We start from the raw sequence: 25,314 nt of genomic DNA, 5'->3' as shown, positions 1-25,314 counted from the left end.
GAAAGTAATAGAGCGGTATCAAAGTACCAATCCATGCCGTCTGCGAGCCTGTAGACAAGCATCGTGCTCGACGTCGAATTCACGACACGGCGACGGTCTTTCGTCGTAGATCGTACACCTGACCTGCCCTCCGATTTCCCCGGCCAGCGCCACGCAGCGCGGCGCGGCGTCATCGGTGCCGCACATGCGCACGATGGCCGGCGTCACCGGCACCGTCATCGCCGCCGGCACGCCCTGCCCCCAGGCGAAGGCGCCGCCGGCCAGCTCGGCCGGGTGGAAATCGACGCGAAAACTGGCGCAGCAGGCACCGCAGGACTGGCAGATGCTGCTCATCCCAGATCCACCCGGCAACGCCACAGACCATGCCCGGAAGCGAGATACTTCTTTTCGAACGGCGTCATCGGGTCGTCGGTCGCATAAGGCTCGGCAACGACCGTCTGGCCGCTCAACAGACTCAGCGCCTGGGCCATTTCCTCGATGTAGATGGCCCAGTTGCTGCGACATTCGACCGTGCCGCCCAGTTCGCGCCACACCGGAAAAACCGCGTGCCCGTGCCAGCGCCGCGCCAGATGGCCGATCTTCGGCCATGGGTTGGGATAGAGGTTGTAGTGCCGCGCCAGCCGGATGCCTTCGGCCGCCAGCAGACGCCAGAAATCGACCAGATCGGCTCGCACCAGCACCGCATTGGCCGGCAACGGCAAAGGCTTGCCACGATTGATGCGGTCGATCGATTGATCGACGCCGAAAACGAAATGGTCGGGAAACTCGGCAGCGATGCGCAGCGTGCTCCAGCCGACGCCGCAACCGGCATCGACGATCAGCGGCGCCTGCGGATTCCAGGCATCGCGCGCCGCCAGCGCCGCGGCAAAGGCTTCGCGGTTGTAATCGGCCAGCGGCTTGCGGAAAGGGTGCGCCAGGTGCCGGCGCAGCAGATCGGGCAGATCCGGGTGCGGCCCGTCCTGGGCGCTGCTGATGAAGCGCGAGTTCCCGCTCATGCGATCAGCGGCCTTTCGCACAGGATGCCTTCGGCGAGCAGCAGCGCATCGATTTCCTCGGCTGCCTTGACCGGCCGCAACCGGTCGTGCAACAGGCCGGCTTCCGGGTAGTTGCGGCGGACCAGCGCCAGCCATTGCTTGAGCCGGCCGCCCGCATGTTCGGGCAGGACCTTGCGGCGCACGCCCTGCCAGTAGGCAGCGATGCACGGCACCACCGCCGGCCAGCCACCCAGCTCGTGGCCGCGGATGCGTTGCGCCAGCAGCGGGTCGGCCACCGCACCGCGGCCGAGCATGATGTCGGCACAGGCCGTTGCCGCCCGGCAGGCATGGTAGTCGTCGACCGTCCACACCTCGCCGTTGGCGATGATCGGAATGGCGATGGCTTCACGGATACGCGCGATCCATTCCCAGCGCGCCGGCGGCCGGTAACCATCGACCCGGGTCCGCGCATGCACGATCAGTTCGTCGATGCCGCCGGCCTGCAGCGCCTGTGCGCAAGCCACGGCCAGATTCGTATCGTCGATGCCCAAACGCATCTTGGCGGTGAATGGAATGTGCGCCGGCACCTCGGCGCGCACTGCGGCGACGATGCGCTGCAGCAATTCCGGCTCGCCGAGCAACGCCGAACCGCCGCGATGACGGAACACGGTCGGCGCCGGACAGCCGAAGTTGATATCGACGCCGGCCGGGTCCAGCGTTACCAGGCGACGCGCATTGGCCGCCATCAACTCCGGATCGGAACCGAGCAACTGTACGCGCATCGGCGTCCCCGACTCGGTTCGGCTGCCATTGAGCAATTCCGGACAGGTGCGCAGGAAAGTCTTCGCCGGCAGCACGTTGTTCGACACCCGGACGAATTCGCAAATCCCCCAGTCGTAACCGCCGACCGCCGTCAGCACGTTCCGCAACAGCGGATCGGCGAGGCCCTCCAGCGGGGCGAGGAGAATTCGGGACATCGGGAAACTTTCGGCAAATGCTTGAAAAGGCGCGCATTATAATCCCGCCCCATGTTACGCATCGTCCTCGACACCAACGTCGTCCTCGACCTCTTCCACTGGGCCAACGTGGATGCCGTCCCGATCATGGCCGCGCTGGAAGCCGGGCGCATCGAATGCCTGGTCGACGAGCGCACGCTCGACGAACTGCAGCGCGTCCTGACCTACCCGCAACTGAAGCTGACGCCGGACATGATCGCCGAGCGCTACGCCCGCTACAGCGCCCTGATCACCGTCGTTCCCGCCGGCGAAGCCGCCCCCCTGCCCCGGTGCAAGGACCGCGACGACCAGAAGTTCCTCGAACTGGCCGAACGCAGCGGCGCCGACCTGCTGGTCAGCAAGGACAAGGCGCTGCTCAAATTGCGCGGGCGTACCAAGCTGGCGTTTCGTATTGTCAAGCCGAAAGAGGCGTCGTTGTTGATCGATACGCAGGGACAATCTCCCCAATAGCGCGCTTCCATTGGCTAGGCCGGCGGGATATGCGCTATATTAGGCAAAGACGTAAAACCCTTGCCACCGCAGGATTCATCCGGAAACGGCCCGCCGAGTTTTGCCAGTGCCGCCGCCGGCCATAGTCAACCCGCTGACTTATTTCAGGAGAACCGTCATGAGCGCCAAGAAAACCAAGACCCCGAACATCGATATCGGCATTGCCGAAGCCGACCGCAAGAAGACCGTCGCCGGCCTGTCCGCCCTGCTGGCCGACAGCTACACGCTGTACCTGATGACCCACAACTTCCACTGGAACGTCAAAGGCCCGCAGTTCAACAGCCTGCACAACATGTTCATGGGTCAATATACCGAGCAGTGGAACGCCCTCGACATGATCGCCGAGCGCATCCGTGCGCTGGGCTTCCCGGCTCCGGGCACCTACAAGGAATTCGTCAAGCTCGCCTCGATCAAGGAAGTCGAGGGCGTACCGAGCGCCGACGACATGATCCGCCACCTGGTTGCTGCTCAGGAAGCCACCGCCCGCACCGCGCGCAAGCTGTTCCCGGTGGTCGCCGCAGCGGACGACCAGCCGACCGCCGACCTGCTCACCCAGCGCCTGGAAGTCCATGAAAAGACCGCCTGGATGCTGCGCAGCCTGCTCGAAGACTGAGGCTCAGCCTGGCAACGCACACGGGGCAGGATTGCGATCCTGCCCTTTTTTTTCTGATCTCGATACCCTGCCATGCACCTTCCCCAGCACCAACTCGCGATGACCGTCCTGATGACGCCGGACATGGCCAACTTCTCCGGCAACGTCCACGGCGGCACCATCCTCAAGCTGCTCGACCAGGTTGCCTACGCCTGCGCCGCCCGCTACGCCAGCGAATACGTGGTGACCCTGTCGGTCGACCAGGTCATGTTCCGCCAGGCCATCCACGTCGGTGAACTGGTGACCTTCCTGGCCTCGGTCAATTACACCGGCAACACCTCGATGGAAATCGGCATCAAGGTACTGACCGAAGACATCCGAGCCAAGGTCATCCGCCACGCCAATTCCTGCTTCTTCACCATGGTCGCCGTCGACGCCGACGGCAAGCCGACCCCGATCCCGCCGCTGACACCAAGCACCCCCGAAGAAGTCCGCCGCTACCAGGCAGCCCAGGTGCGCCGCGAACTGCGCAAGGAATTCGAAGGACGAATGCAGGCGCTGACGCCCAAGGCAGCCTGAAGACGGCCCATTGATTTTTCCCCGAACGTCGCCATCTAGCCGGTATCGAGTCGATCAAGAGAAAACGGTCATGGAAGAAAACCTGCACATCGTCTGTCCACATTGCACCGCCGTGAATCGCGTGCCGCAGGCGCGACTACGGGAACACCCGGTGTGCGGCAAATGCGGACAAGCCTTGTTCACCGGGCACCCGGTGACCTTGACCGATGCCAGCTTCGAGAAAATGATCGCCCGCAACGACATCCCGGTCCTGGTCGATTTCTGGGCGCCCTGGTGTGCGCCCTGCCGCATGATGGCGCCGCAATTCGAGCAGGCAGCCGCCGACCTGGAGCCGTTGCTCCGTCTGGCCAAGGTGGATACCGAAGCCGAACAGATGCTCGCCAGCCGTCACGGCATCCGCAGCATCCCGACGCTGGCGCTATTCAAAGACGGCCGCGAAATCGCCCGCCAAGCCGGCGCCATGGGCGCGGCCGACATCGTGCGCTGGGTCCGCAGCAAGCTGTAAGTCACTGCTTCGGCGGCCCGGGCAAAGGGAAAACTTCGCGCCGCCTCACTCCTGCCGGCGGCGGAACACCCAGGTCTTGTCGTCGGAGGCTTCCGGCGCGAAGGCGTAACCTTCGCTGTCGAAATCCTTCAGGCCTTCCGGCGCGGTCAGCCGGTTGACCACGGCGTAGCGCGTCATCAGACCGCGCGCCTTCTTGGCGAAGAAGCTGATGATCTTGTACTTGCCGTTCTTCCAGTCCTCGAACACCGGCTGGATCAGCGTTCCCTTGAGCTTGCGCCCGACCGCCGCCTTGAAATATTCCTCGGACGCGAGATTGACCACCACCGGTCGCGGCATTGCATCGAGTTCGGCGTTGATCGCGTCGAGCAGGGTTTCGCCCCAGAAGGCGTAGAGATCCTTGCCGCCGCGGTTAGCGAATTTCGTGCCCATTTCCAGGCGGTAGGGCTGCATCAGGTCGAGCGGCTTGAGGATGCCGTAAAGCCCGGAAAGGATGCGCACCTGCTGCTGGGCGAAGTCGAGGTCGGCGGCGGACAGGGTCTTCGCCGACAGGCCATCGTAGACGTCGCCGTCGAAGGCGAGCACGGCCTGCTTGGCGTTGTCCGGCGTAAACGGTTGCGACCACTCGGCGTAGCGGTTGAAATTGAGCAGCGCCAGTGGATCGGAGAGGTCCATCAAGTTGGCGATGTCGGCCGGCGACAGCGCGCGCAACTGGTCGATCAGCGTCTGCGAGCGATCCAGGAAAGCCGGCTGCGAAAAGCTCGAAACATGCGGCGGGGTCTTGTAATCGAGCGATTTGGCGGGGGAAAGGAAGATCAGCATGACGGGAACCTGTCGGCAGTTTTGCGGTTTAACACGACGCCCGATTTTACCGGCTGTTAAAATTCCTCTTTTGCTTTTTTTGGAACACCGATGAAACGTACCCGCTTCGGTTCGCGCGACCGCCTTTCGCGCGACGCGGCAGAACTGCAACGCCTGGCCAACGGCCTTTCCGAGTCCGGCGGCAAGCTGGAAGATGCCTACTGGGAAGCGCAACTCGCCGAAGCCGTGGACAGCCTGCTCAAGAACGGCGGCGAAGACGACATCAACATCGCGCTCGACCGGCTGTTCGAGGCCAACCCGCGCGCCCACGACGAACTCGCCGACATGGTCGAATCGCGCGCCGAAACCCATCGCCTGGACGTTGACGGCCAGCACTGGGAAGTCATGCTGTTCGCCGCGCCGGTGCTGGCCTGGTCGCGCTTCTCGATCGCCGCCTGCCAGTTGCCGAAGAGCTCGCTGCAGGCGCTCGCCGTGCAACTCGGCGCACACGTCTTCGGCGGCCAGGCCAAGGTGGCGCTGGCCGACTTCCTGTTCAGCCCGGACCAGTTGCCGCGCAGCTTCTGCGACACCTGGCAGCTGACCCGCGAACTCGGCGAAGCCGCGCTGGCCGGCAAGCATCTTGCCGTCGACGGCAGCCAGCTGCCGGAAACCAACCGCTTCCTGTCGGATGTCCGCTACCTGATCGGCGCCATTGCCGTGCCACGCGGCAACGCCCTGTTCCGCTGGAACGAGAAGGACGGCGGCAAGGAAGATTCGCTCAAGGAATGGATCAAGCAGGGCAGCCCCAGCCTGGAACCGCTGCTCACCGGCTGCGCCTGGCAGCCGCTGCTGCCGGACGCCTATCACGCCGCCTGCCGCAACGCCGACCGCGCCTCGCGCCCATACTCGGCCAAGGCCTCGATCGCCTTCCTGCAGACCACGCTCGGCCTGATGCCCGATGCCATCCGCGCCGTCATCGGCCCTTGCTACGACCGCCGGCTCGAGGAATACCGCGTCGGCCTCGGCCCCAAGGACGGCGAGGCGGTGTATCACGGCATCGTCTGGCCGCTGCTCGGCGGAGACGACGAGAACGCCGACATCGCCGGCGAAATCGAGGCTGCGCTGCGCGAAACCGGGGTCAAGGAAGTCCGCTTCCTCGATCACCACTTCCCGATGGAGTTCTGCGACGACTGCGGCGCGCCGATGTTCCCCAACATCGACGGCGAATTGGTCCACGCCGAAATGCCGGAACAACCGGCCGCCACCTCGCAGCATCTGCACTGATGAGCCGTAACGCCGACTGGCTGGCGCGCAGTCAGGCTGCCGTCTGGCATCCGTGCACGCAGATGCGCCACCATGCCGACACGGCGTCGCCGGCGCATCTGCCGCTGCTGCCGATCGCCCGTGGCGAAGGCGCCTGGCTGATCGACTTCGACGGCCGGCGTTACCTCGACGGCATCAGTTCGTGGTGGACCAACCTGTTCGGCCACGCCGAGCCGCGCATCAACGCGGCACTGCGCGAGCAACTGGAATCCCTTGAGCACGTGATGCTGGCTGGCTTCACGCATCAGCCCGTGGTCGAGTTGTCCGAGCGCCTGTCGGCGCTGACCGGCGGCGCGCTCGGCCACGCCTTCTACGCCTCCGATGGCGCTTCGGCGACCGAAATCGCGCTGAAGATGAGCTTCCATTACTGGCGCAACGTCGGCCGTCCGGAGAAGGCGGAATTCCTCTGTTTGACCGGCAGCTACCACGGCGAGACGGTCGGCGCGCTGGCGGTCACCGACGTCGCCATTTTCAAGGACGCCTACGCGCCGCTGGTGCGCCACGCCGCGCATGTGCTGCCCACGCCCGATTTCCGTCTGGCCGAAGCCGGCGAAACGCCGGCCGACGTCGCCCGCCGCGCTGCTGCTGGCCTGGCCGACTGGCTGGAAAAGAACGGCGAGCGCACCGCCGCGCTGATCGTCGAACCGCTGGTCCAGGGCGCCGCCGGCATGGCGATGTACGACCCGGAATACCTGCGCCTGGCCCGCCAACTGTGCGACCAGTACGAAGTCCATCTGATCTGCGACGAGATTGCCGTCGGCTGTGGCCGCACCGGTACTTTCTTCGCCCACGAGCAAGCGGACATCCGCCCCGACCTGATGTGCCTGTCCAAGGGTATTTCCGGCGGCTACCTGCCGCTCTCGGTGGTCCTCAGCAGCGACACCCTCTACGCCGCCTTCCTCGACGACTCGGTCGCCCGCGCCTTCCTGCACTCGCACTCCTACACCGGCAACCCGCTCGCCTGCCGGGCGGCACTGGCGACGCTCGACATCTTCGCCGAGGACGACGTGCTCGCCGCCAATCGCGACCGATCGCGGAAAATCGGCGCCATGCTGGCGCCGCTGGCCGGCCATGCACAAGTCAAGCACCTGCGTCAGCGCGGCATGATCGCCGCCTTCGACGTCGTCAGCGACGACCCCAGTTTCTCGCGCCGCTTCTACCGCGCCGCGCTCGACCATGGCGCGCTGCTGCGACCGATCGGCAATACGGTTTACCTGATGCCGCCCTACATCGTCGGCGACGACGAGATCGCCCTACTTGGCCGCGCCATCGACGGCGCACTGGAGCGCGCACTGCGATGATCGGTCTATTCCTCAAATCCCTGCTCGGCGCGCTGGCGGTGTTGATCATCGCCCTGCTGTCGCGCTCGAAGAGTTTCTACATCGCCGGCCTGGTGCCGCTGTTTCCGACCTTCGCCCTGATCGCCCACGCCATCGTCGCCCAGGAACGCGGCATGGCCGACCTGCGCACGACGGCGCTGTTCGGCCTGTGGTCGCTGATTCCCTACGCCATCTACCTGCTCGCGGTGTTCTGGCTGAGCACCCGGCTGACGCTGTGGCCGACGCTGCTCCTGGCCACCCTCGGCTGGCTGATCGCGGCCGGCATTTTGCTGTTCGCCTGGACGCATTTCCAGCCGACCCCCTGAGACCGCCACGGCAACAGCGCCTTCGGAAAAACCGAAACGTTATGTCCGGTTTTCAGGGTGCAATCGAAGCGATGCTTGGTTAGGATAGGCACTCCACTACGTGACAAGAGGAGACGCCCATGAAAGTCAAGGCAACGATTCAACGTGGTACCCGTTATCTGTGCACCAAGATTGGTGCAGTCGTCATCGCCATCGAACAGGTGGCCATCGTCAAGGGTCTGGCGATGTGGGAAGTCGAAGGCGAAATCGCCGGCGGCATCCGCAAGCGCTTCATCGTTTCCCAGCGCAACCTGCTGCCTTTGCAGCCAGCCTAGATCACACCGGCCGGGCCGGCTTCCGTTAAAATCCGTCTCCTTTGCCCGGTTGCAAGTCGGGCCTGACATCCTGACGGATTTTCCTGGTCGGCCACATGCCTGAAACCTCATCCTCCCTGCTCGAGGGCAGCCTAGACGCAGAATTGCAGGAACTCGCTGCGGCCGGTCTACGCCGGCAGCGGCGGATCCTGGATTCGCCTTGCGGACGCATCGCCACGGTCGACGGGCGTGAACTGCTGAACTTCGCCAGCAACGACTATCTCGGCTTGGCCGGTGACGCCGGACTGGCCCGCGCCCTCGCCGACGGCGCAGTGACCTGGGGCGCCGGCAGCGGCGCCTCGCACCTGGTCGCCGGGCATCTGCAGCCGCATGCCGACCTCGAAGCCGCGCTTGCAGAATTCACCGGTTTTCCGGCCGCACTGACCTTTTCCACCGGCTACCTGGCCAACCTGGCGGTCACGCCGACCCTGGCCGGTCGCGGCGATGCGGTCTTCGCCGACAAGCTCAACCACGCCTCGCTGATCGACGCCATGCAACTGGCCAAGGCCAACGGCGCCGACGTCCACCGTTACCCGCACAACGACCTGCCGGCGCTCGAACGCCTGCTGGCGGCCAGCAACGCGCGGCGCAAAGTCATCGTCACCGACGCCGTGTTCAGCATGGACGGCGACCTGGCGCCGCTGCCCGGCCTGTTCGCGCTGGCCGAGCGCTTCGACGCCTGGCTGGTGATCGACGACGCGCACGGTTTCGGCGTGCTCGGCGCCAAGGGCCGCGGCAGCCTGGCGCATTTCAACCTGCCCGCCACCCCGCGCATCCTGCTGATGGGTACACTGGGCAAGGCCGCCGGCGTCGGCGGCGCTTTCGTCGCCGGTTCGACGCGCGCCATCGACTACCTGCTGAACAAGGGGCGCAGCTACATCTTCACCACCGCCACCCCGCCGGCCATCGCCTGTGCACTGCTCGCCAGCCTGCAGCGGATCGAAAACGGCAACGCCCTGCGCCAGCAATTGAACGCCAACATCGCCCGCCTGCGCGACGGCGCGCGCGATCTACCCTGGACCCTGCCGGCCTCGATGACCGCCATCCAGCCGCTGATCGTCGGCGACAACCAGGCTGCCCTCGACCTGGCCCAGGCCCTGTGGGCGCGCGGCCTGTGGGTGCCGGCCATCCGCCCACCCACCGTACCGCGTGGTACAGCCCGCCTGCGCATTTCGCTATCAGCAGCCCACACGGCAGACGACATCGACCGACTACTCGCCGCCCTCAAGGAACTTGCATGAACGCTCCCCTCTTCTTCCTGCCCGGCTGGGCGCTCGGGCGTGGCCCGCTGAATGCCGCCGTCGAGGCACTGGCCGGACAATTCATCGACCTGCCCGGCTACCGCGATACACCGCTGATCGCCGATTTCGACGCAGCCGTTGCCGACATCGCCAGCCGACTGCCGGCAGGTGCAACGCTGGCCGGCTGGTCGATCGGCGCACAACTGGCGCTGGCCGTCGCCGCCCGCCATCCGGACAAGGTCGGCAAGCTGCTGCTGGTCGCCGGCACCACCTCCTTCGTCCAGCGCGACGGCTGGCCGCATGCCATGGCGCCGGCGACGCTGGCCGAATTTGCCGCCGCCATCCGCGCCGACGCGGCCGGCATGCTGCCGCGCTTCGTCGGCGGCTTCAACCGGGGCGACGCGCTGGCCAAGGAAGTGACGCGCCAGATCCTCGACCTGGCCGACCCGCTGCCCGCCGCCGACGTTCTCGACGCCGGCCTGAACTGGCTGCGCGACGTCGACCTGCGCCCCGACGCCACGCAGGTACGCGCACCGACCCTGTTGCTGCACGGCGACGCCGATCCGCTGATGCCCGCCGCCGCCGCACAGATGCTGGCCACGCTGATTCCAGGCGCCCAACTCGAACTGCTGCTGGCCTGCGCGCATGCCCCTTTCCTCTCGCGCCCCGACGATTTCCTCGCCGCCGCCCGCCGCTTCCTGAATGACTAGACCCTCCCGGGCCCGCGTCCGCCAGTCCTTCGAACGCGCCGCCGCCACCTACGACCAGGCTGCCATCGTCCAGCGCCGCATCTGCGACCATCTGGCCGCCACCCTGCCGGCGGCCATCGATGCGCAGCGCATCCTCGATGCCGGCTGCGGCACCGGCTACGCGCATGCCATGCTGCAGCGCAGTTTCCCGGCCGCCGAGCTGTTCGCCCTCGACCTGTCGACGGCCATGCTCGGACGCATTGCCGGCGACTGCCGGCGCCTGGCCGGCGACCTCGAACGACTGCCGCTGGCCGATGCCAGCCTCGACCTCTACTGGTCCAGCCTGGCCATGCAATGGTGCGATGCGCAGCAGGTTTTCAGCGAAGCCCGGCGGGTGCTGCGCCCCGGCGGTCGGCTGGCAGTCAGCACGCTGGGGCCGGCGACCTTTCACGAATTGCGCACGGCCTTTGGCGGCATCGACAGCCATCAGCACACACTGAGCTTCCAATGTGCCGACGACCTTCGCCGGCAAGTCGAACTCGCCGGCTTTGCCGACGTCAGCCTGGAAACCCGGCAGGAAACCCTGTGCTACCCCGACCTGCGCAGCCTGCTGCGCGCCGTCAAGGCAGTTGGCGCCAACCAGGTCGGCCCCGGTCGCCGGACCGGCCTGATGAGTCCCGGCACCCTGCGCCGACTCGAAGCCGCCTATGAATGCCAACGACAAGACGATGGTATACCATTGACCTACGATATCGTTTTCATCCACGCCAGATCATGAGTTCCGCTTATTTCCTGACCGGCACCGACACCGAAGTCGGCAAGACCCATATCACCTGCGCCCTGCTCCACCGCGCCCGCCAGGCGGGACTGTCGGCGGCCGGGCTGAAACCGGTTGCCGCCGGCACCGACGTGCTGGGCGAGAACGATGACGTCCGCCGCATCCTGGCCGCCAGCAGCGTCGAACTACCGGCCGACATCGTCAATCCCTACTGTTTCGCACCGGCCATCGCACCGCACATCGCCGCGGCCGAAGTCGGCGTCGATATCGATTTCTCGCGTATCGCCGATACCGTTAGCACGGCCAGACGCCAGGCCGACCTGGTCATCGTCGAAGGCGCCGGCGGTTTCTGCGTGCCCTTCGGGATCGACCGCAACGGTGCCGATCTGGCCATGGTCCTGGGCTTGCCGGTGATCCTGGTGGTCGGCATGCGCCTGGGCTGCCTCAATCACGCGTTACTGACGGCCGAAGCCATCGCCAATCGCGGATTGTTCATCGCCGGCTGGGTGGCCAACCGGGTCGACCCGGCAATGAGCCGATTCGAGGAAAATCTCGCCACGCTGAAAGAATTGCTCGATGCTCCGCTGCTCGGCGTCGTTCCCTACGACCCGGCGGGCTCGCCGGCCGCAGCGGCAGGCTACCTGAACCTACCCGGCTGACAGGCCGCGCAGCACACCGGCAACCTCGTCGACGCGAGCCAGTAACTCGGTAACCCGAGCTTGCGCATCGTCAACCAGGCCGCTTTTTGCCTGATATTCCAGGGCCTGCGCCAGTTCTGCGCCGAGTCCGTCGGAAAAAGTCGCCAGCAAGCCCTTGATCGTATGGGCTTCGCGCTGCAGGGCGGCGCTGTCGGCGGCAAGCGCCGCCAGCAGCGCCTGGCGGTTGTTGTCCTGTTCGTTGAGAAACATGTCCACCATCATCGCGAAGATGTCCTCGTCGCCACCCAGTCGTTCGAGGATGGCCGGCTTGTCGAGTACATAGGGATTCATGCGCGGTCTCCGTCTGCCATGACTCAGATTTTCGGGGCTTCCTCATCGCGGAAGCGTTGCCGGACTTCGAGCACTTCCTCCCAGCCGGCGATGAAGGATTCGACACAGAGCGGGTCGAAGTGCGTGCTGCGGCCCTCTTCCAGAAAACGCATGGCGTCGTCGAGCGGCCAGGCCTTCTTGTACGGGCGCTCCGAGGTCAGGGCATCGAACACGTCGGCCACGGCAACGATGCGCCCGAACAGCGGGATCGCATTGCCCTTGAGCCCGCGGGGATAACCGCTGCCATCGTATTTCTCGTGATGCGAGCGGGCGATTTCGGCACCGGCCTGAAGGATTTCCGAACCGCTGTCCTTGAGCAGGTCGTAGCCCAGCATCGCGTGCTGTTTCATGATGTCGAATTCCTGCGGCGTCAGTTTGCCCGGCTTGAGCAGGATGTGATCGCGGATGCCGATCTTGCCGACATCGTGCAGGGGTGCCGCCTGCAGGATCAGGTTGCAGGTTGCGGCGTCAAGATCGAGTCCACGGGCAATGATTTCCGAGTAATGCGCCATGCGCTGGATGTGCGCGCCGGTTTCCGGATCGCGGAATTCGGCGGCGCGCGAAATGCGGAAAATCAGTTCGCGCTCCCGTTCGCGGATGTCGCGGGTTCGTTCGGCAACTTCGCCGGCCAGATGGGCGGCACGGTCGGCCAGGAATTTCTGGCCGGTACGCAGCGCGAGCATGTTGCGCACGCGCGCCGAGAACTCGATGCGGTCGATCGGCTTGGTCAGGAAATCATTGGCGCCACCGAGCAGTGCTTCGTAGCGGACATCCTTCTGATCGTTGGCGGTGATCATCAGCACCGGGATTTCGGTCCGGCCGTGCAAGGCGCGGAAGGCGGCGATGAAACGCAACCCGTCCATCTCCGGCATCATGTAATCGACAATGACCAGATCCGGCACATTGCCCCGGCACCATTCCAGCGCCTTCAGCGGATGATCGAACATCACCGGTTCGCACTCGCCAAGCTTGAGTACCAGCGCCCTGATCAAGGTCAGGTTGATTTCGCTGTCGTCAATGATCAAAACCTTGTGCATTCGCCATCCGCGCTTGTCAAAACCGCATGAAGTATATAATGCGGCGCCATGAAACTACTCTTCGATCTCTTCCCGGTCATCCTCTTTTTCGCCAGCTTCAAGTATGCGGGCGCGCACCCGGAGGCTGCTGCCGGCTGGGTCGCCAGCCTGCTTGGCGGTGCCGCGGTCAACCCGGCGCAAGCGCCCATCCTGCTGGCGACCATCGTTGTCATCGTGGCCACCGCCGCCCAGATCGCCTGGGTCCATTTCCGTCACGGCAAGGTCGACAAGATGCTGTGGATCAGCCTGGGCCTGGTCGTCGTTTTCGGCGGCATGACCCTGGCTTTCCAGAACGAAGCCTTCATCATGTGGAAACCGACCCTGCTCTACTGGGCCTTCGCCGGCAGCATGCTGATTGCCGCCTGGTTCATGAAGAAGAATGCGATCAAGGCCATGCTCGGCGAGCAGATGAAGTTGCCGGACGCGGTCTGGGAGCGCCTCAATCTCGCGTGGATTGGCTTCTTCCTCGTCATGGGCGTGCTCAACCTGGTCGTCGCCTTCAATTTCTCGACCGATACCTGGGTCAATTTCAAACTATTCGGCGGCATGGGCCTGATGTTTGCCTTCGTGCTGGCGCAAGGCGCGATGCTGTCGAAATACATGGAAGAAGAAAAATAATGTTCTACGCAATCATCGGCGAGGATCGCCCCGGCACCCTCGAACAGCGCATGGCCGCCCGCCCTGCCCACGTCGAACGCCTGCTCGCCCTGCAGCAGGAAGGCCGCCTGCTGCTGGCCGGCCCCTGCCCGGCAATCGATTCGCCCGACCCGGGCAGCGCCGGCTTTACCGGCAGCCTGATCGTTGCCGAATTCGCCTCGCTGGCTGCCGCCAAAGACTGGGCCGACGCCGACCCCTACATCGCCGCCGGCGTGTACGAAAAAGTCACCGTCAAACCGTTCAAGAAAGTCCTGCCCGCCTGATGCACGCCGACACCCTGGCCCTGCTGCGCGAGCGCCTGGCCGCACTCAAGCCCGAGACCCTGAACATCGAAGATGAATCGCATCGCCATGCCGGCCACGCCGGCGCCCGCGACGGCGGTCATTTCCGGGTCGAGATCGTGGCCAGTGTTTTTTCCGGTAAAAATACACTCGCCCGTCATCGCCTGGTGTACGATGCCGCAGGCGACCTGATGCAAGGTCGCATCCATGCCCTGGCGATCAATGCCAGGACGCCGGAAACCCCATGATTTTCGTTCAACCCCACGGAATTCCAACATGTTCAAACTGACCTCCCTGGCCGCACTGATGCTGGCCGGCAGCCTCATTTCCGCCCCGGTCCTGGCCCAGGGCAAGCCTTTCGCCACGGTTAACGGCCAGGCCATCCCGCAATCGGTATTCAATGCCTTCATGGCCGAACAGAAGGCCCAGGGCGCGCCCGACTCCGAAGAACTGAAGAACGCCGTCAAGGAAGAACTGGTTCGCCGCGAACTGCTCTCCCAGGAAGCCAAGAAGAAGGGCCTCGACAAGAAACCCGAGATCCAGGGCCAGATCGAACTGGCACGCCAGGCCGTGCTGATCCGCGCCTTCCTCGCCGACTACGTGCGCAGCAACCCGATCAGCGACGCCCAGTTGAAGGCCGAATACGACCTGATCAAGACCTCACTCGGCAATACCGAATACAAGGCCCGCCATATCCTGGTCGAAAAGGAAGACGACGCCAAGGCCATCATCGCCAAGCTCGACAAGGGCGAGAAGTTTGCCGCCCTGGCCAAGCAGTCGCTTGATCCCGGTTCCAAGGACAAGGGTGGCGAGCTCGACTGGAGCGCCCCGAACGCCTACGTGCCGCCGTTCGCCGAGGCCCTGCCCAAGCTGAAGAAGGGTGAGTACACCAAGACCCCGGTGCGCACCGACTTCGGTTTCCACGTCATCCAGCTCGACGACAGCCGCGCCCTGACCCCGCCGCCGTTCGAACAGGTCAAGCCGCAGCTGCAGCAGCGTGCTGGCCAGATGCAGGTGGACAAGCTGATCAACGACCTGCGCAGCAAGGCCAAGGTCAACTAAGCCCCGCACAGGAAAGGCCCGCCCCCCGGCGGGCCTTTGTCATACGGAGCCTCCGCTTTGCCTACCCGTCCTACTCGGGCGCCTTCGGGTACCGCCGCGCATGTCGCGGGAAAGCCTCGGCATTGGCTGGCCCACGCACTGTTTGTCCTGCTATTGCTGGTCTTCGCACTGGGCGACCACTTTGCCCTTTTTGCCGACCTCGACGCCCGCCTGGGCGACGTCCTTTTGCGCCAACATGCCCGCCAGCGCCCCCCGCCTCCTGACATTGTCCTCATCGACATTGACCAGGCCAGCCTCGACGATCCGGAAATGCTCGAACTGGCAGGTAACTGGCCGTGGCCCCGGGCAACCCACGGCGAATTGGTCGATTTCATCGCCGGCGGCAAGCCAGCGGTCATTGCTTTCGACCTGATTTTCAGTGAACCCGACCTCTTTCGACCGGGTAGCGACGCGGTACTTGCCCAGGCGATCGCCAAGCACCGAGTCCTGTTGCCCTTGGTTGTCGCCGCCGACGGCCTGGCAACCCCTTTGGCCAATCTGCCGCCAGGACTGGGGGCAAGGCCCGGCAATCATGCCGAACCGGATGCAGCACTTCCGTTGATCGCGCCGAAAGCGATCGACCCGGCTGCCTGGAACACTGGTCTGATCAACTTCCTCGCCGACGATGATCAGATTGGACGGCGCTACTGGATCGACTACCCCCACCGCGGCTGGACACTGCCCTCATTGCCGCGCCGAATCGGCGAACAGGCCGGTTGGGCGATCCCGACCCGCGATGCCATCACGCTGCACTGGTATGGACGTCCATTCACCCATTATTCGTACCGGGAAATTTTCCTCGCCGCGCAGCGCAGTGATGGCAAGCCGCCCGACCTCACCGACAAGATCGTCATCATCGGTGCAGCCGCTCCCGGCCTGCACGACCTTCGTCCGACCCCTCTGGGCGCCACCACCCCTGGCCCGGAAATCCTCGCCACCGCCGTCGCCAACCTGCGCAACGATGACTGGCTGCGTCCGGCCAACCATCCCTGGAACCTGATCTTCGGCCTGACCGGCATGATCGGTGTCGGCCTGGCTTTCACGCGACGACCCAACCCGCTGGCCATAGCCGGCACCCTCACACTTACCACAGCGATCATCGTTACCACGGCCTGGCTGCTGCTTCCCCTGAACATCCAATGGACGCCATTCTCGGCACTGCTGGCCATCTGGCTCACCTTTGCCCTGGCCGCCACGGCATCCTACCTTCGGGAACGCCATCAACGCGACCTCGCGGTTCAGATGTTCTCCCGCTTCCTTGACCCCAATATCGTCCGTTCGCTCACCGACGAAGGCCGCCTGGCCGAGGCCGAAGCCAGTACCAGCCGGGAAATCAGCGTTCTTTTCTCGGATATCCGCGGTTTCACCACAATTTCGGAAAACCGACCGCCGGAAGAAATCGTCCGTCTGCTCAACCAGTATTTCGACCTTCAGGTAGCCGCAATTTTCGAACACGACGGCACCCTCGACAAATTCATTGGCGATGCGATCATGGCCTTCTGGAACGCGCCACTGGAAGACCCAGAGCATGCGGTCAAAGCGGTTCGTGCTGCGCTGGCCATGGCCCGAGGACTTGAGCGGTTCCGCCAGGAACTCGGCGATGCAGGCAAGGATTTCGACATCGGCATCGGCGTGCACACCGGCCCTGCGGTAGTCGGCTTTCTCGGTGCCAGACAACGTCTCGATTACACAGCCATCGGCGACACAGTCAATCTCGCCAGCCGTATCGAAGGACAGACCAAGGGTGTCGCCCGCATTCTTGTTTCACAAGCAACCCGTGATGCCTGTGATAATGTATTTGCCTTCGTCGACCATGGCGAGTACATCGTCAAAGGCCGTCACCAACCCGTCCGTCTGTTCGAACCCCGGGAGCACCCATGATTCGACCCGCCTTCCGTCAACTGATCCTGGCCCTCGGCAGCATGCTGCTGGCGGGCAGTGCCCTGGCCACCCCCGGCACCTTGATTCGTGCGGCCGAACTGAAGGCGGACGCCTTCGTCGATGCTGCCAATCTGGGCAATCTGACTGCCGACACCCCGCTGACCGTGCTCGAAGGAAAGGGCGGCTGGTCCAAGATCAGGACCGCTGACGGCAAGACCGGCTGGGTCCGCCTGCTGAATGTTCGCATTGCTGCAGCCAGCGGCGATGGCAATGCCCTCGCCACGCTCGGCAACGTAGTTCGCACTGGCACGACCCAAGGGGCTGCCACAACCGGCGTCAAGGGACTGTCCAAGGAAGATCTGGCCAAAGCCCAACCAAATCTGAGAGAGGTCGCCAAGCTGGATGGCTTCCGGGCACGCCCGGCCGACATCAACCGTTTCGCCACCAGCCGCAAACTGACTGCCCGCGAAATCGCGGAACTGAACCCCTGACATCCGGAGGCAAAGACCTTGAAAACCCTGATCATTGCTCTTTCCGGCTTGCTGCTTGCCAGCGGCTGTACCGAACAGTTGCGCCGTGCCGGCATCGATGAGAACCAGGTGCAGGCGATCAGCAACGTTGCCACCACACTAAGCCGCCCGGACTACACCCCGGCCGAAGAGGCCCAGATCGGCCAGCTCTCTGCTGCCACCCTGCTTGGTGCGGCACCTTTGATTGCCGACCGCGAGACCATGCAGTACATCAACCAGCTCGGCGGCTGGATCGCGCGTCAAACCGGACGCAACGACATCAACTGGCGGTTTGGCGTGATCAACAGCAGCAACGTCAATGCCTTCGCCGCCCCGGACGGTTATGTCTTCGTCACCAAGGGCCTGCTGCGTACGCTGAATGACGAGTCCGAACTGGCCGGCGTCGTTGCACATGAAATTGCCCACGTCATCAAACGCCATTATCTCGTCGCTGTCCGCAAGAAGGACACAACCAACGCCCTGGCCAATGTGGCCGTCACGACAGCACAGAAGGGCGGGGTCAAGAACGCCGACATCCTGGCCGGACCGCTCGCCAACATTGTCCAGAACCTCTACGCCTCCGGTCTCGACAAAGGTGACGAATACGAAGCCGATCGTCTCGGTGTCGTATACGCCACTCGCGCCGGTTACGACCCCTACGGCCTGCCCCGCGTACTCAACCTTTATGCTCAGAACGCCAACAGCAACGGCTTCGATTTGTTGTTCTCAACCCACCCATCGCCGCAGGACCGTCTGCAACAACTCGGCAAGGCCATGGGCGAACGCCTTGCCGCCTACGAGACTGACAAGATCAACAATACCGCCTTCCTGCGAATCAAGCGCAAGGCAGTCCAGTTACCCGACCCGAAGTCCTGATTCGTCCTTCAGCCCGCAGCCTTATAGCTGCCAAGCCTCGCCGCCCCCCTGCAGGGTCATCTCGATGACACGCTTGTTGAGATGCGGCGCAAACAGCTCGATGAAGTCGTAGTCGAAACGGCGTAAATAACTACCTCGGCGCACCGCCAGCCGCGTCGTATTGGACTCGAACAGGTGGCCGGCATCGATCGCCACCAATCCGACATCACGCTGAGGATCGAAAGCCAGTTTGGCGATGATTCCCAAACCCAGCCCCAGGCTGACATAGGTCTTGATCACATCGGCATCGAGTGCGGTCAGAGCGATGTTCGGTTCGATTTCCAGGCGCTCGAAGGCGCGATTGATCCGCGAGCGGCCGGTAAAGGCCGCGTCATAGGTGATCAGCGGCCAGCGTGCCAGTTCCTGCAGGGCCAGCGGCTGGCTGCTCAGGATCGGATGTCCCGCCGGTGCGATCACGCAATGCGTCCATTGCTGGACCGGAAAAGAAACGAGCTGCGGGTGCTGGTCAAGCGATTCGGTGGCGATGCCGATGTCGGCCTCGCCGGAGGCTACCCAGTCGGCGATCTGTAGCGGATTGCCCTGGTGCATCTCCAGCTTCACATTGGGGTGACGGGCCACGAAATCTCGGACCACGGTCGGCAGCGCGTAGCGCGCCTGCGTGTGCGTTGCCGCCAGCACCAGCTTGCCGGAATCGCCGCTGGAAAATTCGGCGCTGGCGCGCTTGAGGTTTTCCGCCTCGCGCAGGATGCGGCGGGCGATGTCGATGACCACCCTGCCCGGTTCGGTGACGCCGGTGAAGCGCTTGCCGCTGCGCTCGAAGATGGCGATGCCGAGCTCGTCCTCAAGCAGCTTGATCTGCTTGGACACGCCCGGCTGCGAGGTGAATAGCACTTCGGCCGCCTCGGAGACGTTGAGTCCCTGGCGTTCAATCTCGACGATGTAGCGCAGTTGCTGAAGTTTCATGAATGGCTTAATAACAAAATACGATAACAATCTAACGCAATATTCTTTTTGATTCAATGCTCGCCGGTTACGATGCGCTCCTCGAATCATTGCCGCACTTGCGCGCGGCCCGCAGAGGAAACGCATGTACCAATACGACGCCATCGACCGCCAGCTGATCCTTGACCGGGTCGAGCAGTTCCGTGACCAGGTCCGCCGCTGGCAGGCCGGCGAGCTGACCGACGACGAATTCCGCCCGTTGCGCCTGCAGAACGGCCTCTACATCCAGCGCCACGCACCGATGTTCCGCATCGCCGTGCCTTACGGCATGCTCAATTCGGCGCAACTGCGCAAACTCGCCCACGTCGCCCGCAAGTACGACCGCGGCTACGGCCACTTCACCACCCGCCACAACCTGCAACTGAACTGGCCGAAGCTGACCGACGTGCCCGACATCCTGGCCGAGCTGGCCGAGGTCGACCTGCACGCCATCCAGACCTCGGGCAACTGCCTGCGCAACATCACCACCGACCAGTTCGCCGGCGTCGCCGCCGACGAGATCATCGACCCGCGCCCGCTGGCCGAAATCCTCCGCCAGTGGACCACCTTCCACCCGGAATTCGCCTTCCTGCCGCGCAAGTTCAAGATCGCCATTTCCGGCACCGAGGAAGACCGCGCGGTCACCTGGTTCCACGACATCGGCCTGCATCTCAAGGTGGTCGACGGCGTCACCGGCTTCACCGTGATCGTCGGCGGCGGCCTCGGTCGCACGCCGATCCGCGGCCAGGTGGTGCGCGAGTTCCTGCCCTGGCAGCACATCCTCAGCTACTGCGAGGCCATCCTCCGCGTCTATAACCGCTTCGGCCGCCGCGACAACGCCTACAAGGCGCGCATCAAGATCCTGGTGCAGGCGCTCGGCGTCGAGGAATTCGGCAAGCTGGTCGAAGCCGAATGGGCGCACGCCAAGGACGGCCCGGCGACCATCACCCAGGCCGAATACGACCGTGTCGCCGCGCATTTCGGTGCGCCGGCCTACGAGACGATCACCGCCGTCGATGCCGCCTACCAGGCAAAAATCGCTGAGGAGAAAGCCTTCGCCCGCTGGGTCGAGCGCAACACGCAACCGCACAAGGTGCCCGGCTACGCGGCAGTGACGCTGTCGCTCAAGCCGCACGGCGTCGCGCCGGGCGACATCACGTCCGACCAGATGGAAGTCGTCGCCGACCTCGCCGACCGCTACAGCTTCGGCGAACTGCGCATCAGCCACGAACAGAACATCATCCTCGCCGACGTCCGCCTCGCCGACCTCGCTGACGTCTGGCGCGTGGCCAAGGCGGCCGGCCTGGCGACGCCGAACATCGGCCTGTTGACCAGCATGATCTGCTGCCCCGGCGGCGATTTCTGCGACCTCGCCAACGCCAAGTCGATCCCCATCGCCACCGCCATCCAGCAGCGCTTCGACGACCTCGACTACCTGTTCGAGATCGGCGACATCGACCTCAACATCTCCGGCTGCATGAACGCCTGCGGCCACCACCACGTCGGCCACATCGGCGTGCTTGGCGTGGACAAGAACGACGCCGAGTTCTATCAGGTCACGCTCGGCGGTCGCCAGGGCAACGACGCCAAGCTCGGCAAGGTCATCGGCCCGTCGTTCTCAGCCGACGAGATGCCCGACGTGGTCGAGAAGATCATCAAGGTGTATCTGGAAAACCGGCACCCCGACGAGCATTTCATCGACACCTTCGACCGGATCGGCATCGACCCGTTCAAGAACCGCGTTTACGAAGGCCGCGCCCACGGCAAGGCCAAGCAGAAGGAGGCCGCATAAATGGCACAACTGATCAAACAAGGCAATGTCACGGCCGACACTTGGACGACACTGACGCTGGCCGAAGGCGAAACCCCGGAAACCGTCGCCCTGCCGACCGGCGATGTCATCTTCCCGCTCGCCGTGTGGCGCGCGCGCAGGAACGAGATCGTCTCCTGCCACAAGCGCATCGGCCTCCTGCTGCTGCCCGACGACAAGGTCGAGGACGTTGCCGCCGACCTCGAATACTTCGTCGTCGTCGCCGTACATTTCCCGAAGTTCGTCGACGGTCGCGGCTACTCAACCGCCGCCCTGTTGCGCCAGCGCTATCATTACCAAGGTGAGCTGCGCGCCGTCGGCGACGTGCTGCACGACCAGCTCTTTTTCATGAAGCGCGTCGGCTTCGACAGCTACGCGCTGAAGGACGGCAAGGACGCCATCTACGCCATCGGCAAGGGCTTTGCCCCGTTCTCCGAGACCTATCAGGCGTCAACCGACCAACCCGAACCGCACTTCCGCCGCCGCACCGCCTGAAAGCCCAGCCAGCCATGACGCCAGCCCTGCTCAACATCACCCCCGAACTCGCTGCCAGCACCGCCGCCAAGGCCGACGCCGCGCGCGCGCTGCTCGCCGACATCGCCGGCGCGTGGTCGCCGGCCGCCTTCGCCAACAGCCTCGGCGCCGAAGACATGGTCCTCACCGACCTGATCGTCAAGGCCAAGCTGCCGATCGAGATCTTCAGCCTCGACACCGGTCGTCTGCCGGCCGAAACCTACGACCTGATGGCGGCGGTCGACCGGCACTACGGGCTGAAATTGAAGCTCTACTTCCCGCAGGCCGAGGAAGTCGAAAGCTATGTCAGGCAGCACGGCATCAACGCCTTCTACGACTCGGTCACGCTCAGGAAGGCCTGCTGCTACGCACGCAAGGTCGAACCGCTGCGCCGCGCCCTGGCCGGCAAGCGCGCCTGGATCACCGGCATGCGCGCCGAACAGGCGGCCACCCGCGGCCAGCTGGCGACGCAGGAATACGACGAAGGCAACGGCCTGGAAAAATTCAACCCGCTCGCCGCTTGGAGCGAGAAGGAAGTCTGGACCTACATCAAGCAGAACGCCGTGCCCTACAACGCCCTGCACGACAAGTTCTACCCCAGCATCGGCTGCGCCCCCTGCACTCGCGCCGTCTCCCTCGGCGAAGACATCCGCGCCGGCAGATGGTGGTGGGAAGCACCGGAATCCAAGGAGTGTGGACTGCACGTAAAGGCGTAATCGCTGTCAAAGCGGCTGAACCTCAACGAGAAAGGACGCTGCAATGAAAACGAAGTGGTTACGCCGACTGGGTTTATCGAGCCTCCTGGCCCTCCTCGGCCTGCCGCTGGCGCAGGCACAACCGGCCTGTCCGGGCTTGCTCAACCACCAGTTCGCCAATCTTCAGGATGGCTCGCCGATGCCGCTCTGCCAGTACGCCGGCAAGGTCATCCTAGTCGTCAACACGGCCAGCAAGTGCGCCTTCACCTCGCAGTACGAAGGCCTGGAGAAACTCTACGCCGAACTGAAGGATCGCGGCCTGGTCGTGCTCGGTTTTCCGTCCAACGACTTCGGCGAACAGGAGCCGGGCAGTAACCAGCAGATCGCCGACTTCTGCCGGATGACCTACGGCGTCGAGTTCCCGATGGTCGCCAAGACCGTGGTCAAGGGACCGCAGGCCAACGGCTTCTACCGCCAACTGGCCGAACGCACCGGCAGCACCCCGAAATGGAACTTCCACAAGTACCTGATCAACCGCGATGGCAGCCAGATCGTCGCCTACACCAGCCTGACCTCGCCCGACAGCAGCAGCCTGCGCAAAAAGATCGATCAGTTCCTGACCCAGCCGGGCAGATAAGCAAGAGATGGAAAAGCCACGCCGGAACTGTCTCCGGCGTGGCTGGTCGGGCGGATGTGGCGGATCAGGCCAGATCGAAGCGGTCGGCGTTCATGACCTTGGTCCAGGCGGCGACGAAGTCACGGACGAACTTTTCCTTGTTGTCGTCCTGGGCGTACACCTCGGCGTAGGCACGCAGGATCGAGTTGGAGCCGAACACCAGATCGACGCGGGTGGCCGTCCATTTGGTCGCGCCGCTCTGGCGGTCGACGATGGCGTAGCTGTTGCGGCCGGTCGGCTTCCAGGTGTAGGCCATGTCGGTCAGATTGACGAAGAAGTCGTTGCTGAGCACGCCGACGCGGTCGGTGAAGACACCGTGGCGGCTGCCGCCGTGGTTGGTGCCGAGCATGCGCATGCCGCCGACCAGGACCGTCATTTCGTTGGCGGTCAGGCCGAGCAACTGGGCACGGTCGAGCAGCATTTCCTCGGCGCTGACCGCGTAATCCTTCTTCAGCCAGTTACGGAAGCCGTCGGCCAGCGGTTCGAGCACGGCGAAGGACTCGACGTCGGTCATTTCCGGCGTCGCGTCGCCACGCCCCGGGGCGAAGGGCACGATCACGTCGACCCCGGCGGCTTTCGCTGCCTGCTCGACCCCGACATTGCCGGCGAGCACGATCACGTCGGCGACGCTGGCGCCGGTCTGGGCGGCGATGCCTTCGAGCACGGCCAGAACCTTGGCCAGGCGGGCCGGCTCGTTGCCTTCCCAGTCCTTCTGCGGGGCCAGGCGGATGCGGGCACCGTTGGCGCCGCCACGCTTGTCCGAACCACGGAAGGTGCGGGCGCTGTCCCAGGCGGTCGCCACCAGGTCGCCGACCGACAGGCCGCTGGCGGCGATCTTCGCCTTGACTGCTGCGACGTCGTAGTCACTATTGCCGGCCGGCACCGGGTCTTGCCAGATCAGGTCTTCGGCCGGCACGTCCGGGCCGATGTAGCGCGACTTCGGCCCCATGTCGCGGTGGGTCAGCTTGAACCAGGCGCGGGCAAAGGTTTCCGAGAAGTAAGCGGGGTCGGCACGGAAGCGCTCGGCGATCTTGCGGTACTCGGGATCGAACTTGAGCGCCATGTCGGCGTCGGTCATGATCGGCTTGCGGCGGATCGTCGGGTCTTCGACATCGACCGGCATGTCTTCCTCGGCGATGTTGATCGGTTCCCACTGGTGGGCGCCGGCCGGCGACTTCTGCAGCCACCAGTCGTACTTGAACAGCAGTTCGAAGTAGCCGTTGTCCCATTGCGTCGGGTGCGTGGTCCACGCGCCTTCGATGCCGCTGGTCACGGTGTCGCGGCCGATGCCGCGGCTGCTGTGGTTATTCCAGCCCATGCCCTGCTCTTCGAGGTCGGCCGCTTCCGGCGCCGGGCCGAGATTGGCGGCGCTACCGTTACCGTGCGCCTTGCCGACGGTATGGCCGCCGGCGGTCAGGGCCACGGTTTCCTCGTCGTTCATCGCCATGCGGGCGAAGGTGACGCGCATGTCCTGCGCCGTCTTCAACGGGTCGGGCTTGCCGTCCACACCTTCCGGGTTGACGTAGATCAGGCCCATCATCACGGCGGCGAGCGGGTTTTCCAGGTCGCGTTCGCCGGAGTAGCGACTACCTTCACTGCCGGTCGGTGCCAGCCACTGCTTTTCCGAACCCCAGTAGATGTCCTTTTCCGGGTGCCAGATGTCCTCGCGACCGAAGGCGAAGCCGAAGGTCTTCAGGCCCATCGACTCGTAGGCCATGTTGCCGGCAAGAATCATCAGGTCGGCCCAGCTGAGCTTGTTGCCGTACTTCTTCTTGATCGGCCACAGCAGGCGGCGGGCCTTGTCGAGGTTGGCGTTGTCGGGCCAGGAGTTGAGCGGCGCGAAGCGCTGGTTGCCCGTGCCGCCACCGCCACGGCCGTCGGCGATGCGGTAGGTACCGGCCGAGTGCCAGGCCATGCGGATCATCAGGCCGCCGTAGTGGCCCCAGTCGGCCGGCCACCAAGGCTGGCTGTCGGTCATCAGGGCCTTGAGGTCGGCCTTCAGCGCCTCGACGTCGAGCTTCTTCACTTCTTCGCGATAGTTGAAGTCGGCACCCAGCGGGTTGGTCTTGCTGTCGTGCTGGTGCAGGATGTCCAGGCTCAGCGCCTTGGGCCACCAGGCCATGTTGTTGGTGGACACCGAACTGGCGGCGCCGTGCATGACCGGGCATTGACCGGTGGATTTCGGGTGTTGGTTTTCCATGGCTCTCTCTCCTTGTGTAGTCGCGGGTTCGTTGAAGCAACGAAGTCA

At 64.4% G+C, this 25,314-nt stretch carries 31 protein-coding genes; 23 read left to right on the top strand and 8 right to left on the bottom strand.

Annotated elements, in window-relative coordinates; genetic code table 11:
- Positions 1–18 precede the first annotated feature (18 nt).
- The 3 genes from AADV58_RS08125 to AADV58_RS08115 are packed head-to-tail and all read right to left on the bottom strand — an operon-like array spanning position 19 to position 1,951.
- Complete coding sequence (locus AADV58_RS08125) at positions 19–333, bottom strand: YkgJ family cysteine cluster protein (protein ID WP_298397525.1); 315 nt, start codon at positions 331–333, stop codon at positions 19–21.
- Positions 330–995 carry an SAM-dependent methyltransferase gene (gene trmB, locus AADV58_RS08120; RefSeq protein WP_341744513.1) on the bottom strand — a complete coding sequence of 222 codons (666 nt, stop codon included), beginning with the start codon at positions 993–995 and terminating at the stop codon, positions 330–332. Before trmB ends, AADV58_RS08125 begins: the two co-directional genes overlap by 4 nt.
- Complete coding sequence (locus AADV58_RS08115; protein ID WP_298397519.1) at positions 992–1,951, bottom strand: tRNA dihydrouridine synthase; 960 nt, start codon at positions 1,949–1,951, stop codon at positions 992–994. The genes trmB and AADV58_RS08115 overlap by 4 nt, the downstream gene beginning before the upstream one ends.
- A 51-nt stretch (positions 1,952–2,002) precedes the next feature.
- Here AADV58_RS08115 and AADV58_RS08110 point away from each other — a divergent pair, with 51 nt between their 5' ends.
- The 4 genes from AADV58_RS08110 (at position 2,003) to trxC (ending at position 4,155) form a co-directional block, all read left to right on the top strand.
- Positions 2,003–2,440, top strand: a complete 438-nt coding sequence (locus AADV58_RS08110; protein WP_298397516.1) for a putative toxin-antitoxin system toxin component, PIN family — start codon at positions 2,003–2,005, stop codon at positions 2,438–2,440.
- A 157-nt stretch (positions 2,441–2,597) separates the two neighbouring features.
- Positions 2,598–3,092 carry a Dps family protein gene (locus tag AADV58_RS08105; RefSeq protein ID WP_341744512.1) on the top strand — a complete coding sequence of 165 codons (495 nt, stop codon included), beginning with the start codon at positions 2,598–2,600 and terminating at the stop codon, positions 3,090–3,092.
- Between the two features lie 72 nt (positions 3,093–3,164).
- Positions 3,165–3,650, top strand: a complete 486-nt coding sequence (locus AADV58_RS08100; RefSeq protein WP_341744511.1) for an acyl-CoA thioesterase — start codon at positions 3,165–3,167, stop codon at positions 3,648–3,650.
- A 70-nt stretch (positions 3,651–3,720) separates the two neighbouring features.
- Positions 3,721–4,155 carry a thioredoxin TrxC gene (gene trxC / locus AADV58_RS08095; protein WP_341744510.1) on the top strand — a complete coding sequence of 145 codons (435 nt, stop codon included), beginning with the start codon at positions 3,721–3,723 and terminating at the stop codon, positions 4,153–4,155.
- A 45-nt stretch (positions 4,156–4,200) separates the two neighbouring features.
- Here trxC and yaaA read toward each other — a convergent pair whose 3' ends face one another.
- Complete coding sequence (yaaA, locus tag AADV58_RS08090) at positions 4,201–4,974, bottom strand: peroxide stress protein YaaA (RefSeq protein WP_028995871.1); 774 nt, start codon at positions 4,972–4,974, stop codon at positions 4,201–4,203.
- Positions 4,975–5,064: 90 nt separating this feature from the next.
- On the opposite strand from yaaA, the gene AADV58_RS08085 reads away from it, so the two are divergent.
- The 8 genes from AADV58_RS08085 (at position 5,065) to bioD (ending at position 11,641) form a co-directional block, all read left to right on the top strand.
- Positions 5,065–6,237: a DUF2863 family protein gene (locus AADV58_RS08085; RefSeq protein WP_341744509.1), complete on the top strand. Its 1,173-nt coding sequence runs from the start codon at positions 5,065–5,067 to the stop codon at positions 6,235–6,237.
- Positions 6,237–7,577 (top strand): adenosylmethionine--8-amino-7-oxononanoate transaminase, encoded by a 1,341-nt coding sequence (bioA, locus tag AADV58_RS08080; protein WP_028995873.1) that lies wholly within the window; start codon positions 6,237–6,239, stop codon positions 7,575–7,577. The genes AADV58_RS08085 and bioA overlap by 1 nt, the downstream gene beginning before the upstream one ends.
- Positions 7,574–7,921: a GlpM family protein gene (locus AADV58_RS08075; protein WP_028995874.1), complete on the top strand. Its 348-nt coding sequence runs from the start codon at positions 7,574–7,576 to the stop codon at positions 7,919–7,921. The genes bioA and AADV58_RS08075 overlap by 4 nt, the downstream gene beginning before the upstream one ends.
- Positions 7,922–8,040: 119 nt before the next feature.
- Entirely contained in the window at positions 8,041–8,235 is a 195-nt protein-coding gene (locus tag AADV58_RS08070; RefSeq protein WP_028995875.1) for a hypothetical protein, read from the top strand.
- 95 nt (positions 8,236–8,330) lie between these two features.
- Positions 8,331–9,515 carry an 8-amino-7-oxononanoate synthase gene (bioF, locus tag AADV58_RS08065; RefSeq protein ID WP_043421646.1) on the top strand — a complete coding sequence of 395 codons (1,185 nt, stop codon included), beginning with the start codon at positions 8,331–8,333 and terminating at the stop codon, positions 9,513–9,515.
- A complete protein-coding gene (locus AADV58_RS08060) occupies positions 9,512–10,225 on the top strand; it encodes an alpha/beta fold hydrolase (RefSeq protein WP_341744508.1) in 714 nt (237 codons plus the stop codon). The genes bioF and AADV58_RS08060 overlap by 4 nt, the downstream gene beginning before the upstream one ends.
- Positions 10,218–10,982: a malonyl-ACP O-methyltransferase BioC gene (gene bioC, locus AADV58_RS08055; protein WP_341744507.1), complete on the top strand. Its 765-nt coding sequence runs from the start codon at positions 10,218–10,220 to the stop codon at positions 10,980–10,982. Before AADV58_RS08060 ends, bioC begins: the two co-directional genes overlap by 8 nt.
- Positions 10,979–11,641, top strand: coding sequence for a dethiobiotin synthase (bioD, locus tag AADV58_RS08050; RefSeq protein ID WP_028995878.1), 663 nt, complete (start codon positions 10,979–10,981; stop codon positions 11,639–11,641). The genes bioC and bioD overlap by 4 nt, the downstream gene beginning before the upstream one ends.
- Here bioD and AADV58_RS08045 read toward each other — a convergent pair.
- Complete coding sequence (locus AADV58_RS08045; protein WP_028995879.1) at positions 11,630–11,971, bottom strand: Hpt domain-containing protein; 342 nt, start codon at positions 11,969–11,971, stop codon at positions 11,630–11,632. The two genes, bioD and AADV58_RS08045, sit on opposite strands and share 12 nt — an antisense overlap.
- Before the next feature lie 23 nt (positions 11,972–11,994).
- Positions 11,995–13,047 (bottom strand): HD domain-containing phosphohydrolase, encoded by a 1,053-nt coding sequence (locus AADV58_RS08040; protein ID WP_028995880.1) that lies wholly within the window; start codon positions 13,045–13,047, stop codon positions 11,995–11,997.
- Between the two features lie 48 nt (positions 13,048–13,095).
- Here AADV58_RS08040 and AADV58_RS08035 point away from each other — a divergent pair, with 48 nt between their 5' ends.
- From AADV58_RS08035 to AADV58_RS08005, 7 genes are read left to right on the top strand one after another with little or no spacing between them, the layout of a single operon-like run.
- The gene (locus tag AADV58_RS08035) at positions 13,096–13,704 is read left to right on the top strand and encodes a septation protein A (RefSeq protein WP_028995881.1); all 609 of its coding nucleotides are present in this window, start codon (positions 13,096–13,098) and stop codon (positions 13,702–13,704) included.
- Positions 13,704–14,006, top strand: coding sequence for a YciI family protein (locus AADV58_RS08030; RefSeq protein ID WP_028995882.1), 303 nt, complete (start codon positions 13,704–13,706; stop codon positions 14,004–14,006). The genes AADV58_RS08035 and AADV58_RS08030 overlap by 1 nt, the downstream gene beginning before the upstream one ends.
- Positions 14,006–14,272, top strand: a complete 267-nt coding sequence (locus tag AADV58_RS08025) for a BolA family protein (protein WP_028995883.1) — start codon at positions 14,006–14,008, stop codon at positions 14,270–14,272. Before AADV58_RS08030 ends, AADV58_RS08025 begins: the two co-directional genes overlap by 1 nt.
- 28 nt (positions 14,273–14,300) lie before the next feature.
- Entirely contained in the window at positions 14,301–15,086 is a 786-nt protein-coding gene (locus AADV58_RS08020) for a peptidylprolyl isomerase (RefSeq protein WP_281985264.1), read from the top strand.
- A 57-nt stretch (positions 15,087–15,143) separates the two neighbouring features.
- Entirely contained in the window at positions 15,144–17,006 is a 1,863-nt protein-coding gene (locus AADV58_RS08015; protein ID WP_281985262.1) for an adenylate/guanylate cyclase domain-containing protein, read from the top strand.
- Positions 17,003–17,497, top strand: coding sequence for an SH3 domain-containing protein (locus AADV58_RS08010; RefSeq protein ID WP_028995886.1), 495 nt, complete (start codon positions 17,003–17,005; stop codon positions 17,495–17,497). The genes AADV58_RS08015 and AADV58_RS08010 overlap by 4 nt, the downstream gene beginning before the upstream one ends.
- Before the next feature lie 18 nt (positions 17,498–17,515).
- On the top strand, positions 17,516–18,391 hold the full coding sequence (locus AADV58_RS08005; protein ID WP_051295499.1) for a M48 family metalloprotease: 876 nt from the start codon (positions 17,516–17,518) through the stop codon (positions 18,389–18,391).
- A gap of 21 nt (positions 18,392–18,412) precedes the next feature.
- Here the strand turns inward: AADV58_RS08005 and AADV58_RS08000 are convergent, their stop codons facing one another.
- Positions 18,413–19,354 (bottom strand): CysB family HTH-type transcriptional regulator, encoded by a 942-nt coding sequence (locus AADV58_RS08000; protein ID WP_028995887.1) that lies wholly within the window; start codon positions 19,352–19,354, stop codon positions 18,413–18,415.
- Between the two features lie 124 nt (positions 19,355–19,478).
- Here AADV58_RS08000 and AADV58_RS07995 point away from each other — a divergent pair, with 124 nt between their 5' ends.
- From AADV58_RS07995 to AADV58_RS07980, 4 genes are read left to right on the top strand one after another with little or no spacing between them, the layout of a single operon-like run.
- Entirely contained in the window at positions 19,479–21,164 is a 1,686-nt protein-coding gene (locus AADV58_RS07995; protein WP_341744506.1) for a nitrite/sulfite reductase, read from the top strand.
- On the top strand, positions 21,165–21,677 hold the full coding sequence (locus AADV58_RS07990) for a DUF934 domain-containing protein (RefSeq protein ID WP_341744505.1): 513 nt from the start codon (positions 21,165–21,167) through the stop codon (positions 21,675–21,677).
- 14 nt (positions 21,678–21,691) lie between these two features.
- Positions 21,692–22,411, top strand: a complete 720-nt coding sequence (locus AADV58_RS07985) for a phosphoadenylyl-sulfate reductase (protein ID WP_028995890.1) — start codon at positions 21,692–21,694, stop codon at positions 22,409–22,411.
- A 43-nt stretch (positions 22,412–22,454) separates the two neighbouring features.
- Positions 22,455–23,027, top strand: coding sequence for a glutathione peroxidase (locus tag AADV58_RS07980; protein WP_028995891.1), 573 nt, complete (start codon positions 22,455–22,457; stop codon positions 23,025–23,027).
- 64 nt (positions 23,028–23,091) lie between these two features.
- Here the strand turns inward: AADV58_RS07980 and katG are convergent, their stop codons facing one another.
- Positions 23,092–25,266, bottom strand: coding sequence for a catalase/peroxidase HPI (katG, locus tag AADV58_RS07975; protein WP_341744504.1), 2,175 nt, complete (start codon positions 25,264–25,266; stop codon positions 23,092–23,094).
- Between the last annotated feature and the right edge of the window lie 48 nt (positions 25,267–25,314).

The sequence above is a fragment of the Azonexus hydrophilus genome (genome assembly GCF_038368255.1).
Classification (GTDB): Bacteria; Pseudomonadota; Gammaproteobacteria; order Burkholderiales; family Rhodocyclaceae; genus Azonexus; species Azonexus hydrophilus.
This window is presented reverse-complemented; position numbering and strand designations above follow the sequence as displayed.